The organism is Acidimicrobiales bacterium (assembly GCA_025455885.1).
Classification (GTDB): domain Bacteria; phylum Actinomycetota; class Acidimicrobiia; order Acidimicrobiales; family Acidimicrobilacustridaceae; genus Rhabdothermincola_A.
Map to the genome: position 1 here is coordinate 154834 of JALOLR010000009.1, position 13540 is coordinate 168373.

Here is a 13540-nt window from a genome sequence, read left to right on the forward strand (position 1 = left end):
CCGGCGTTGACGAACCTCGATCGGGGCCACTACGAACAGGACGAGCTCTGGGGCGCCCAGAACGTCGCGCTCCCGGACCACCAACTCCAGCGGATGGCCGCGATCGACGAACTGCTGCCCGCCGACGCGACAGCGGTCCTCGACATCGGTGCCGGCGACGGACGGGTCCTGCAGCACCTCCTCCGGGAACGACCGGACCTCACCACCGCCGTAGCAGTGGAACGAAGCCGATCCGCCCTGGGCCACGCCGTCGGGACGACACGGGTCCAGGGCTCCATCGACGCCGTACCGGTCGCCGACCGATCGGTCGACACCGTGCTGTGCTGCGAGGTGCTCGAACACCTTCCCGATCCGGTCTACAGGGACGCACTCGTCGAGCTGGCGCGGATCGCCGATCGCTACGTCGTCGTCACCGTCCCGAACCGCGAAGTGCGCCGCCGCGCCGACGTGACGTGCACACAGTGCGGGTGTCGCTACAACCGGGAGCGCCACCTGCGCTCGTTCACACCCGAGCGGGTTGCCGACCTCCTTCCCGGGTTCGAGCTCGACGACGTACGCGAGTGCGGGCCCCGCCAACCCCTGTACCCACGCATGGTCCGCACGGGCCTCGAGCGGGTGGGACTCCTCCCCGTGCTCGGTTCACCCACGTGCCCTCAGTGCGGGGCCGAGTACCGACCACGTCCGTCGACCGCGGTGCGCCCCGAAGCGGCCGAGACCCGATCGGCGCCGACCGAGGCCACCGGAGGGTCGGCGACGAGCCGATACCGGACCCTGCGTCGGCTGGCTCCGAAGCAGCGACACCCGTACTGGCTGTGTGTCCGCTACTCCCGCACCTCCCTCAGCCGATAGCCGCACCGGCGGCGAGTGCCAGCAGCGCGACCGCGGCGCTCGCTCCCAGTGCGGCGAACCACTCGCGTCGCGGGCCGACCTCCCCGCCGAGACCGGCCGACCGCCGGTGTACGACGGTCAGCGAGACGATCGTCGTCACCGAGACCATCGCCGTGGCCGGCACGAGGCCGAAGGTCGCCCCGACGAGCGCCGCGGCACCGACGGCGACGAGCCGAGCCGACTCCCACCCGACCACCCGGCGCGCCGCGCCGGCGGTGATCGCCCCCGCCACCGCCGTCCCCAACAGGAGCCGGAACGGGACCGCCGGTGCGAGCACCGCGACCAACCACCCGGTGCCCTCCCACGACGGACCCAGCACCACGGGCAGGAGCGGGGCGGCGAGGAGCACGGCCAGCCCGCCGAGCAGGCCGGCCCGTCTCGCCCTCCTCAGCACACGGGTCCGGGCGAGGTCGCGCTCGGCCCCGGTGGCGTCGGCGAGCTCGACGAAGGCCATGTTGGTGATGGGGTTCGCGAGCAACGCCGGGAGGGCCGAGGCCATCCGGAATGCGATGACGTAGGTCGAGAGCTCGGCCGGGGTCAGGACGAGTCCGACGACCAGGTAGTCGACGTTGGCCACCGCATAGCTCGCGATCTGGCCCAGCCACTCGGCGCCGGATCGGGCTGCGCCGCCATCCGGGGCGAACGATCCCCTCCAGTCCCTCGCCAGAGCGACCTCGACGACGTGCTTCAGGACGAGGCCGAGCCCGAACCACACCACGCCGACATCCGTCGCCCAGACGGCGATCGCCGCCGCGAGGATCACGACAGCCCCGGCGACCTCGGCGGAGGCGACCTGGCGCGCCCGCCCGGCTCGAAGGCACGCAGACTTCCGGACGTACGCCTCCGACGAGAACGCCCAGACCCAGGCGCCGGCCCCCACCGTCGCGCCGACGACCCCGCCGAGGACCAGGCCCGCAAGGGATCCGACGAGAACGACGACGACGGAGAGGACCCGGAGGCGATGAAGGGAACCGACCGCCAGCGGCTCACCCGGTCGGGCCCTCAGCACGGCGAAGCCGAGACCGAAGTCGGACACCTGCACGGCGAGGGAGTTCACGACGAGGAGGACCGCCACCGGCGCGAACGCCTCGGGTCCGACGAGACGAGCGAGGAGAAGCGACGCCACCGCCAGCGCGCCCTGGTCCACGCCGCGGCTCACGACCAGATACGGCAACGACGTCCCGCGCCGAGCGGGCTGGTCCACCCGTCAGCCGTCCCCGAGCCGACCAGGACGTCGGAACCGCTCGGCGACGAGCCCCTCGACCGCACCCGACCACCAGCCGCCGCCCACCGCCACGATCGCGAGGACAGCCACCAGATGGGCCCCCGGACCGACCCGTCGCGGCGTGGTTCCGGCCGCCAGCTCGACGCCCGCCAGCGCCGCCAGCCCGAACGCCGCAGTCACCCCGGGACGCCGGCGGAGGCCCACGGCTGCGCCGATCGCTGCGCCCGCCGGGAGCGCGAGCAGCACGATCTGGCGGGGACGCGGCCGCTCGCCGGAGAGGGCCCAGTACGCGGCCTTCCACCGTCCGAACCGTCGGTACTGGGAGAACAGCCGAGCGATCGACTCACGCGGGAGGTAGCCGACGTCGATGCCCTCCTCGAACCACACCATCCCCGTCGCCGTCATCCGGCGGTTGAGGTCGAAGTCCTGGTTCGTCGCCAGCCGCAGGTCCCATCCGCCCACCGCCCGCAGCTCAGCGGTTCGGAAGGCACCCAGGTAGACGGTGTCGGAGGGCCCGCTGGCGGCTCCCCGCCGATAGCGGGCCAGCCCCATGGCGAGGCGGTTGTTGAGCGCTCGGGCGATTCCGAGGTCGTTCGCGCTGCTCGACCGCGCCACCGCCACCTGGGCGCCACCCACGACCGCCACCTCGGGTCGGCTCGACAGGATCTCGACACACCGGCGCACGTAGCCCGTCGGGATGAGGCTCCGGGCATCGACCCGGCACACCACCTCCGAAGTCACGTGCCGCAGGCCGGCATTGAGGTTCGAGGGAGTCGCTCCCCCAGGGTTGGTGACCACGGTCCACCCGCCCACCCCACTCCCCTCGAGCACCGACCGGGCCAGGTCGGCGGTGCCGTCGGTCGAGGACCCGTCGACCACGACGACCTCGAGCTCCTCGAGAGGGAGGTCCTGAGCCAGCACCTGTTCGAGGCAACGGACGATCGAGGCCGCCTCGTTGCGAGCGGGGATGAGCACGGTCGCCCGCGTCCCGACCGACTCGGCGTTCATCGACCCTCGCCGCCGAGCACGCTGCGCACTGTTCGCCCGATGATCCGCAGGTCGAGGGCCAGACCCTGGTGGCGCAGGTACCAGAACTCGTACTGCAGCTTCTCGCGGGCATCGGACTCGTCGGCCCCGTAGGGGTACTTCACCTGCGCCCATCCCGTGAGCCCCGGGCGCACGAGGTGGCGCAGCTCGTAGAAGGGCAGGACACTGGTGAGCTGATCGACGTAGTGGGGCTGCTCCGGTCTCGGCCCCACCACGGAGAGGTCGCCGCGCAGGATGTTGACCGCCTGGGGCAGCTCGTCGAGGTGGGTCGCCCGGAGCACGCGTCCGAACGACGTCACGCGGGGATCGCCCTGCTGGGTCCAGGTGCCGGCGCCACCCTCGCCGGAGCCCGGGTCGGGCCGCATCGTGCGGAACTTCAGGATCTGGAAGGGTCGGCCGTTCTTGCCCACCCGCTCCTGGCGGAACAGGAGCGGCCCCCGATTGGCCACCAGGTCGCCCAGTGCCACGAAGGGCACCACCACCGTGAACAGCAAGGTGGCCACCAAGCCGACCGCGACGTCGATGAGGCGCTTCACCCGGCCGTAGCGGGCCCGATGGACCTCTCCCACGTCGAACAGCAGCGACACCCGCTCCAGCTCGAAGAGCGGCACCTTGCCGAGCCACTCGTCGACGAACAGTGCGTAGCTGCGCACCCGCATCCCCCTGCCGTGCAACTCGGCGGCCTGGTCGACGATCGAGTCGTTCGACTCCGCCTCGCGGTCGAGCACCACCACCGTGGCGCCCGACCCGACCGCCGCCGCCACGAGGGGGCCGTCGGCGGCCGGCTTGCCCGGGGCCTGACCCGCCTCACCTGGCAGGACCACCTGCACGATCGACGCCGCGTGCTCGGCGGCCCGACGCAGGTCACGCCGGAGGGCCTCCACCTCCTCGAGCGTGGCGACCACCAGCACGCGATCGCGATCGGCGGCCCGCTGCCGCCCGCCCGTGGCCATCGCCGCGCACGCCAGGTACCACGGGACGAGGAGCACCGCCGAACCGAACACCACGAAGCGAGGGAGCAGGGCGTCGCCGGTGAGCAGCTGGAGCACGGAGATGACCACCGCCCCGCTCACCGCGGCGAGGATCGACGCCACCAGGGCCCGACCGGCGGAGCGGGGCAGCTCGGGGAGGCCGAGCCCGTAGGCGGTCACCAGCAGCACCCCGATGTAGAGCAGGGACCACCCGAACCGGAAGGTGCCCGTGTAGGAGTACGGCGGATCGGCGATGACGCGGGCGTGGTAGAGCGACAGACCCACCACGGCGACCACGATGCCGCCGTAGAGCGCCAGCCGAGCACCCCGTCTCATCGGTCCACCCTACGGACGCGGAGGGGTCAGGTCGGGGACAGCAGCGGGGCGAGGAACTGGCCGGTGTAGCTCTCGGCCGTCGCCGCCACCTGCTCCGGCGTTCCCTCCACCACCACGGTGCCTCCTCCGGTACCCCCCTCGGGGCCCATGTCGATCAGCCAGTCGGCGGTCTTGATGACGTCGAGGTTGTGCTCGATCACCAACACCGTGTTCCCTTGATCGACCAACCGGGACAGCACCGTGAGGAGTTTCCGGATGTCCTCGAAGTGCAGGCCCGTGGTGGGCTCGTCGAGGATGTACATCGTGTGACCGGTGGAGCGCTTGGCCAACTCGGCGGCCAGCTTGACCCGCTGGGCCTCGCCACCGGAGAGGGTGGTGGCCGGCTGCCCGAGCCGCACGTAGCCGAGGCCCACGTCGACGATCGTCTGGAGGTGGCGGGCGATGGCCGGCTGGTTGGCGAAGAACTCGACGCCCTCCTCGCAGCTCATGTTCAAGACGTCGGAGATGTTCCTGTCCTTGAAGGTGATGTCGAGGGTGTCGCGGTTGTACCGGGCCCCCTTGCACACCTCGCAGGGGACGTACACGTCCGGGAGGAAGTGCATCTCGATCTTGATGGTGCCGTCCCCGGCGCACGCCTCGCAGCGCCCCCCGGCCACGTTGAACGAGAACCGGCCGGGCAGGTAGCCCCGCACCTTCGCCTCGTGGGTCTGGGCGAACAGCTTGCGGATGTGGTCGAACACGCCCGTGTAGGTGGCCGGGTTCGAACGGGGGGTACGCCCGATCGGGGACTGGTCGATGTTGATGACCTTGTCGATCTGGTCGAGGCCCTCGACGGTGCGGTGCCGGCCGGGTGGGACCCGTGACCCGTAGACCTGCTGCATGAGCGCCCGGAACAGGATGTCGTTGACGAGGGTGGACTTGCCCGAGCCGGACACCCCGGTGACCGCCGTGAAGCACCCGAGCGGGAACTCGACGTCGACGTTCTTCAGGTTGTGCTCGCGGGCGCCCCGCACGACGATCCTGGGCCCCGCCGGCGTCCGTCGCTTCTCGGGAACGGGGATCGTGCGACGACCGGAGACGTACTGCCCGGTGAGCGACTTGCGCGACTTGAGCAGGCCCTTCACCGCCCCGGCGTAGACCACGTCGCCGCCGTGCTCCCCCGCCCCGGGCCCGATGTCGACGACGTAGTCGGCCACCCGGATGGTCTCCTCGTCGTGCTCGACCACGAGCACCGTGTTGCCGAGGTCGCGCAGGCGCACGAGGGTGTCGATGAGGCGACGGTTGTCGCGCTGGTGCAGGCCGATGGACGGCTCGTCGAGCACGTAGAGAACGCCGACGAGCCCGGACCCGATCTGGGACGCGAGCCGGATGCGCTGGGCCTCCCCACCGGCGAGGGTGCCCGCCGAACGCCCGAGGCTCAGGTAGTCGAGGCCGACGTCGAGGAGGAAGCCCATGCGGGCGTTGACCTCCTTCACCACCCGTTCGGCGATCATGCGGTCCCGCTCGGAGAGCTCGAGCCCGACGAGGGCCTTGGCGGCATCGGCGATCGACATGGTGGCCAGGTCGTCGATCGTGTGACCGCCGATGGTGACCCCCAGCGAGAAGGGCTTGAGCCGAGCGCCCCCGCACTCCGGGCAGGGCACCTCGCGCATGTAGCCCTCGACCTGCTCACGCTGGCTGTCGCTCTCGGCGTCGGCGTGGCGACGCTGCAACCAGGGCACCACGCCCTCGTACTTCGCCTCGTAGGACCGGTTGCGCCCGTAGCGGTTGCGGTACTGGACCTTGATCCGCCCACCGGACGCACCCGTGCCGAACAGCAGCAGCTTCTGGTGCTTCTTGGCCAGGTCGCCGAAGGGCACGTCGACGGCGATGTCGTAGGCGGCGCACACCGACTCGAGCAGCCGGCCGAAGTACTGGGTGCGGGCGGTGGCCCACGGGGCGAGCGCCCCCTGGGCCAACGTGAGGTCGGGGTTGGGCACCACCAGCTCGGGATCGACCTCGAAGCGGGTGCCGAGGCCGTCGCAGTGCTCGCACGCCCCGTACGGGGAGTTGAACGAGAAGTTCCGGGGGGCCAGCTCCTCGAACGACAGGCCGCACACCGGGCAGCCGAGGTGCTGGCTGAAGGTGAGGATCTCGTCGTCCAGCCCGGTGTCGTCGTGACGCCCGACGATCTGCACCTCGGCCACGCCCTCGGCGATGCGCAGCGCCGTCTCGAGCGAGTCGGTGAGGCGCCGTTCGATGCCGTCGCGGCGGACCAGGCGGTCGACCACGACCTGGATGGTGTGCTGCTCGTAGCGCTCGAGCTCGACCTGGTCGGTGAGCTCGTGCAACTCGCCGTCGACGATGGCCCGGGCGAAGCCCTGCGTGGCGAGGTCGGCGAGAAGGGTGTCGTAGGTGCCCTTGCGACCCCGGACCACCGGCGCCAGCACCTGGAACCGGGTGCCCTCGGGGAGCTCGAGGATGCGGTCGACGATCTGCTGGGGGGTCTGGCGGGTGATGACGGCGCCGTCGTCCGGGCAGTGCGGGATCCCGATGCGGGCGTAGAGCAGCCGGAGGTAGTCGTAGACCTCGGTGATCGTGCCCACGGTGGAACGAGGGTTGCGCGAGGCGCTCTTCTGGTCGATGGAGATGGCCGGCGAGAGGCCCTCGATGAAGTCCACGTCGGGCTTGTCCATCTGGCCGAGGAACTGCCGTGCGTAGGCCGAGAGCGACTCGACGTAGCGCCGCTGGCCCTCGGCGTAGATGGTGTCGAACGCCAGCGACGACTTCCCCGACCCGGACAGCCCGGTGAAGACGATCAGGCGGTCCCGGGGGAGGTCGAGGGAGATGTTGCGCAGGTTGTGCTCACGGGCACCACGGATGACCAGACGATCCACCCGGAGAGCATACCGGCCCCACCAACGCCACGAACGCCTGTTCGTTCACGAGGGCGGTGCGAGCACCAACAGCTGGTAGCTCCCCCCGACGTCGCGTCGAGTGGTGACCGTCCAGCCGACCCGGTCGGCGACCACTTCGAGGCCGACGGGGTCCGGGGTCAGCGCCAGGGCCGCCGAGACCCCGGACTCCGCCACCCCGTCCAGACCGCCTGCGAGCGCATCCGGCCTGCCGACGACCCACGCGTACCGGTCGAAGTCGGTGTAGGCGATCTGAGGGAGGAGCCGGTTCTCCGACACCAGCACGACGCGACCGTCGACGCGCGCCGTGTCGGGTAGCCCGTCGGCGACCTCCCGCACCTCCTCGAGCAGCGCCGAGGTGGTCCCGTGGACGTGGCGCTGGACCGACACCATGTTCAACGCCCCGACGACCGAGACGACGCCGGCGAGGGCGTAGAGCAGACGGCGCCACGGTGTCGACACGGACTGCAGGCGCCCCATCGCCCCGGGCACGGCCACGGCGATCCACAGCGGCAGCAGCAGGGCGAAGTAGCGACCGCCCCACTCCACTCCCCCGCCGATGCCGTACTGGGTGGCGAGGACACCGGCCGCGGCGAGCCCCACCGTGAGCCAGACGAGCCGATCGACCCGGGCATGTCGCGGCGGGGGGAGGGCGAGGAGCGTGGCGGCGACACCGACGGGAAAGGCCACGAGGAGGCCGGGCACCAGCGCGGGCGGGTCCATCCGGAGGCGGACGAGCCATACCAGCGCCGTCACCCCGGCCGCACCGACCAGGAGGTCGACCCGGCCCCGCCGTCGCAACGCCACCACCGCCACGACCGTCAGGGCCAGGGCCACCCAGAGGAGCACGTCCACGTCCCCGAGTGACGAGCTCGTCGAGCGCAGGAGCGTCGTCCCGGCGCCCGTGACGCGATCGACCAGCCAGCCCGACGACTCGACCGTGACCAACGCAGGAGCGGATGGGCCGGCGACAGCCTCCGACCACGCACGATCCAGCCCCCAGGCCAGGACCGACGAGCCAACGGCACACCCGGCGAGCACGACGGCACGACCCGGCCGGCGACGGTCCACCACCACCAACGCGACCGCCAGCGCCGGCCCGACGAGAAGGCTCTCGGTGCGCACCATCCCGGCGAGCACGAGGAACAGGGTCGACAGGACAGCCCACCCGACCGCGCCCCTCGGCGTGGCATCGCGGGCTGCGACCACGGCCAGGACCGCGACGACGACGAGGCCGGCCGCCACCGTGTGGGCCACCACCAGGGCGCTGTCGAAGAGCAGGGGCGACCCGGCGCCCACGACCCACAGCACGGCGAGCTGCGCGGCGCGTCCCGCCCCCGCCGTCCGCCCGGCCAGGAGCGCTGCGCCGATCGCCGCCACCACCGTCCCGGCGACCGAGAGCGCCAGCAGTGCCGAGGGTCGCTCGGGCCCGAGCACGGAGAGCACCAGCGGATAGAGCGGGTGCTTCGCGTACGGGGCGACGCCGTCGGGGCCCCTGTCCCCGCGGACGAAGGGGCTCAGGTCGGGATCGCTCCCGGCTGATCCCGGCGGTGGCACGTACTGCCACTCCCCGGTGTCGGCGAGGATCTGCGCTTGCAGAACTGCGGCTCCCTCGTCGCTGAAGAAGGCGGTCCCAGGACGCCCGAGGGCGACGAAGGCCGACACGACGAGGGTCAGCGCCATCGCGTGCAACCAGAGGCTGGTGGCCGGGCGGCGCCATGTCCGCGCCGCTGACGATGCCGGCCGCGATGCCGGCGGCGCCTCAACCGGCCCGGGCATAGCTCACGGCCACGAACGGGACACCCAACCAGGTGTAGTCCCGTTGCCCCACCACCGAGAAGCCCTCGACCGTCGGCGGCGCGTCCTCACCGTCGTCGACCCCGAGGAGCGCGAACGAGCCGGCGTCGGCCCCACCGACGATCACGAAGGCGTCGTCCAGCGCCTCCGAGTCGCGAGCGCTCAGCCACCGGGTGTCGGCACCCGCGTAGACCGCACCGAGCTCGCGCAGCCAGAAGGCCTCGGTGGAGATCACCACGTCCTCGGGGAACGCCGCGACGTCGCGAGCGGCCTCGCCGACACCGTGCGACCGCTCTGCCAGCCAGACGAGACCCATGACGGTCACCACCACCGAGGCCGTGACGAAGAAGCGACGACCCCACAGGGGGAGCTCGGGCAGCGCGACGACACCCAGGACGGCGAGCACCGCTCCGCTGGTGAGCACGTAGCGTCCCGCCCACTGGGGTCCCGCCCCGCCGGTGAACTGGAAGAGCCACACCAGCGGGAGGGCGCCGACGGCGATGACCCCGAGCAACCGGGCGTTGCGGTCACCGGGCAGCCGGGCCAGGCCCACCGCAGCGAGTGGGGTGGCGGCCAGGAGGCCGGGGACGAACCCCACTCCCCGCCCGATCCGGATGACGAAGAGCGCGACGGCGACGGCGGCGGCGACCGCGGCGATCCGCCCACCCCCGGGTCGGCCCGCGAAGAACGCAGTGGCCAGGAGGGCGACGGCCACGATGCCGGCGACGACCAGCGAACGGGTCTCGAGGTCGGCGAAGAGACCGGCCCCGGTGACGACCGCTTCCTTCAGGCGCAGCTCCAGCCCCGAGCCGCCCGAGCCGACCGTGCCCGACGCCCGCCCGGACCGGAAGCTCTCACCGAGCACGAGGATCTCCAGCCCCGTCGTGGCGGCGACGCTGACCGCCAGTCCGAGCACCACGCCGACACCGTCGACCACCGTCTGGACCCATCGCCGACACCAGAGGAGGTACACGGCGACCACCAGGGTGGCGACGAAGCCGTAGACGAGCGCCTCGGTCCGCATCGAGTAGGCGGCCCCGAACGCGAGGCCGGCGAGCACGCCGGCCCCGAGACCACGGCGTGTCGAGGCGGCGTCGACGGCCCCGAGGAGGGCCACGAAGCCCCAGAGCAGGAAGGCGACACCGGGTGCGTGCTCCCAGAAGTCGAGGGCGTACACGGCCATCGGCGACGCCAGCCCGATCACCCAGAAGGCCGTCCAGCCCCGGGAGTCGTCACCGCCGGCCCGTCGGGCGAGACGACGAGCTGCGAAGGCCGCCGCGAGGGCACCGAGCATCGGGAGGACGAGCGCCAGCCGGTAGCCGCCGATCCGATACAGGGGCGCACCCAACTCGAGCATCGGCAGGGTCGTGACGTTGACGAAGCGATCCCCGATCCGTGCGGTGTAGAAGAGCCCGTGATCGTCGGCCTCGGGATCGGCGTCGGCCGCCCAGTACCCGACGTCGGGGTCGAGGGAGAGCGGCCGCCCCGCCATCACCTCCATCGTCGCCACCTTGCCGCCCGTGTCGGTCCCGAGGCTTCCCATCGGATCCATGAAGAGCGAGGCCGTCGCGTAGCAGAGGAGCAGGACCACCGCGGCGCCCAGCGGTCGCGTGAGCAGCCGACGTGACGCGGCGATCGCCGACGGGCGTCCACCGCCGGGCCGCTCCGCCTCCGGGACGAGGGTGTTCACGAGGCATCCCCGGACCCGACGGTGCCGATCTCGACGCACTGCACGGTGAAGCCGACGCCGATCTCCCGAACCGGTCCGCACGGCTCCAGCTCGGGCGCGTCGACCCCCTCCTCGCCGAACAGCCAGAACCGATCAGGGGGAGCGCTGCGGGCATCCCACAGGACGGTCCCGCCGGGCACGGCCCCGTCATCGACCCCGACCGGCACCCCGCTCGAAGCGAACCCGTACCACTCCACGAGGCTCCGGTGCTGCCAACGGTCGGATGCGACGACCACGCCGTCGCGTCCGACGACCTCCTGGGCACGGGCCATCACGTCGCCGCTCCCCTCGTCCCGGAACAGGGCCGCCGACACCGAGCCGAGGCTCAGCACGGCCAGGAGCGCCACCACCACTCCACCCCAGACCCGGGACCGAGCGAAGGCGTAGCCGGCCACGGCGCCGAGGGCGAGCGGCGCACCCCACGCGAAGGGCATCAACGAACGGGGGACGAGCACACCCCGCTCGAGGCTGGCCGCGGTGAGGGCGACGATCGGCAGCACGAAGAGCGCGAGCCACACCGTCCGTTCCTCCGTCCCGCCCTGCACGAGGAGGACCCCTCCGGCCACGACGAGCGCCCCGATCAGCCACCGGTTGTCGGGGACGGCGGCGATGGTCTCGTTGACGACGACCGCCACCCAGTCCGGCGACGCCGTCGGGTACCCCACCCCGCGGCCGCTCCACGTGAGGGTGTGCGCGCCCCACGACACTGCGAAGATCGCGAGGGCGGACACGACCACGACCCGGAACTCCCACGCCGCCCGCGTCCTGCGCAGCACCGGCACGGCCAGGAGGGCGGCGAGCAACAGGACCCCGACGGCGTGCGAGTACGCCACGACGAGCGCCGCGGCCGTCGCACCGAGCGCCCACCCGCGACGAGGATCCTGGAGCCAGCGGGTGGCGCAGTAGGCGGCCGCCACCCCACCGAGGCTGAGCAGCCCGTACATCCGGATCTGGCGGCCGTAGGCGAGCTGGTAGGGAGCGACGGCGAACAGCGCCACCGCCACCAACCCGGCGACCCCGCGGTGGCGCTGCCAGAGCGCGAAGAGGGCCACCGCAGCCGCCGACGCCAACGCGGACAGCGCCCGCAGCACCCCGACCTCGCTGGTCTGTCCGGCGAGGGGTTGGAGCACCAGATAGGGCAGCGGGCCGTGCGGGTCGGTGGCGTCGATGTGCCCGATCACCTCGGCCAACGGGAGCTGTGCGGCCAGCGCCGTGTAGGTCTCGTCGATGCTCGGGGCGGCATGGCCGAGATCCCAGAACCGCAACACCGCACCGATCACGACCGCGGCGACGAACGCCCAGTCGGCGGTGGCTCGCGACGCCCCCTGGGCCCGGGGCGGAGCCACGATCGACATGGAGCCATCTTGACCGACCCGACGCCCGGGGACGGCGACGGTGTCAGCCGACCTCGCGGAGCTCCCGCTTCAGGTCCTTGATCTCGTCGCGCAGCCGGGCGGCGTACTCGAAGCGGAGATCGGCCGAGGCTTCGTGCATCTCCTCCTCGAGGGTGCGCACCAGCCGCTCGAGCTCGTCGGCCGGGAGCTCGGCGAAGTCGGTGCGGGGCCGGTCACGGCGGGTGGAGCGCTGGTCCTTGCCGGGCACGGGAGCCTTCTCGCTGGGGCGGAGGTAGGCGAGGATGTCGGTGACGGCCTTGCGGATGGTCTGCGGGTCGATGCCGTGCTCGGCGTTGTAGGCCTTCTGCACGCCCCGCCGGCGGTTCGTCTCCGACAGGGCCCGCTGCATCGAATCGGTGACCTTGTCGGCGTACATGATCACCGAGCCGTCGACGTTGCGGGCCGCCCGCCCGATGGTCTGGATCAGCGACGTCTCCGAGCGCAGGAACCCCTCCTTGTCGGCGTCGAGGATGGCCACGAGCGAGACCTCGGGCAGGTCGAGGCCCTCACGGAGCAGGTTGATGCCGACCAGGACGTCGAACTCCCCCAGCCGCAGGTCGCGCAGGATCTCGATGCGCTCGATGGTGTCGACCTCGCTGTGGAGGTACCGGACCCTCACGCCGAGCTCGAGCAGGTAGTCGGTGAGATCCTCGGCCATCTTCTTGGTGAGGGTGGTCACCAGCACCCGGTCGCCCTTGGTGACCGTGGTGTTGATGTTCTCGATCAGGTCGTCGATCTGGCCCTTGGTGGGCCGGACCACGACCTCGGGGTCGATGAGGCCGGTGGGGCGGACGATCTGCTCGACCACCTCGGCGGAGTGCTGGAGCTCGTAGGGGCCGGGGGTGGCCGACAGGAACACCACCTGGCCGACGCGCTCGGTGAACTCCTCGAACCGCAGCGGCCGGTTGTCGGCCGAGCACGACCAGGAAGTCGTCGGGGAAGTAGTCGAGCAGGGTGTAGGGGGCCTCACCGGGTCCGCGCCCGTCGATCGGGGCCGAGTAGTTCTCGATGCCGTTGCAGTAGCCGACCTCGGCCATCATCTCGAGGTCGTACTGGGTGCGCATGCGCAGACGCTGGGCCTCGAGCAGCTTGCCTTCCTTCTCGAAGGTCGCCAGCTGCTGTTGCAGCTCGGCCTCGATGCGCTCGACGGCCTTGGCCAGCCGCTCCTCGCCGGTGACGTAGTGGGTGGCCGGGAAGACGACCAGCTCCTCGAGCTCGGTGACCTTCTCCCCGGTGAGCGGATCGACGACGACGATGCG

The 13540-nt window shown here is 71.9% G+C and carries 7 protein-coding genes and 2 pseudogenes; 1 reads left to right on the forward strand and 8 read right to left on the reverse strand.

All coding sequences use genetic code 11. The features are described 5' to 3' along the window. Positions 1 to 6 precede the first annotated feature (6 nt). On the forward strand, positions 7 to 849 hold the full coding sequence (locus MUE36_09905; GenBank protein ID MCU0311246.1) for a methyltransferase domain-containing protein: 843 nt from the start codon (positions 7 to 9) through the stop codon (positions 847 to 849). On the opposite strand, the gene MUE36_09910 is transcribed toward MUE36_09905, so the two are convergent. From MUE36_09910 to MUE36_09945, 8 genes and pseudogenes are all read right to left on the reverse strand, one after another. Further along, positions 839 to 2047: an oligosaccharide flippase family protein gene (locus MUE36_09910; GenBank protein ID MCU0311247.1), complete on the reverse strand. Its 1209-nt coding sequence runs from the start codon at positions 2045 to 2047 to the stop codon at positions 839 to 841. The two genes, MUE36_09905 and MUE36_09910, sit on opposite strands and share 11 nt — an antisense overlap. Before the next feature lie 48 nt (positions 2048 to 2095). Beyond that, positions 2096 to 3121: a glycosyltransferase gene (locus tag MUE36_09915; protein MCU0311248.1), complete on the reverse strand. Its 1026-nt coding sequence runs from the start codon at positions 3119 to 3121 to the stop codon at positions 2096 to 2098. Then, entirely contained in the window at positions 3118 to 4467 is a 1350-nt protein-coding gene (locus MUE36_09920) for a sugar transferase (GenBank protein ID MCU0311249.1), read from the reverse strand. The genes MUE36_09915 and MUE36_09920 overlap by 4 nt, the downstream gene beginning before the upstream one ends. Before the next feature lie 26 nt (positions 4468 to 4493). Then, positions 4494 to 7343: an excinuclease ABC subunit UvrA gene (uvrA, locus tag MUE36_09925; protein ID MCU0311250.1), complete on the reverse strand. Its 2850-nt coding sequence runs from the start codon at positions 7341 to 7343 to the stop codon at positions 4494 to 4496. 45 nt (positions 7344 to 7388) lie between these two features. Continuing rightward, on the reverse strand, positions 7389 to 9044 hold the full coding sequence (locus MUE36_09930; GenBank protein ID MCU0311251.1) for a DUF2079 domain-containing protein: 1656 nt from the start codon (positions 9042 to 9044) through the stop codon (positions 7389 to 7391). A gap of 79 nt (positions 9045 to 9123) precedes the next feature. Continuing rightward, positions 9124 to 10848 carry a hypothetical protein gene (locus MUE36_09935; GenBank protein ID MCU0311252.1) on the reverse strand — a complete coding sequence of 575 codons (1725 nt, stop codon included), beginning with the start codon at positions 10846 to 10848 and terminating at the stop codon, positions 9124 to 9126. A gap of 800 nt (positions 10849 to 11648) precedes the next feature. Continuing rightward, positions 11649 to 12242: pseudogene (locus MUE36_09940) on the reverse strand (glycosyltransferase family 39 protein). A gap of 43 nt (positions 12243 to 12285) precedes the next feature. Next, positions 12286 to 13540 (reverse strand): annotated as a pseudogene (locus MUE36_09945) (UvrB/UvrC motif-containing protein).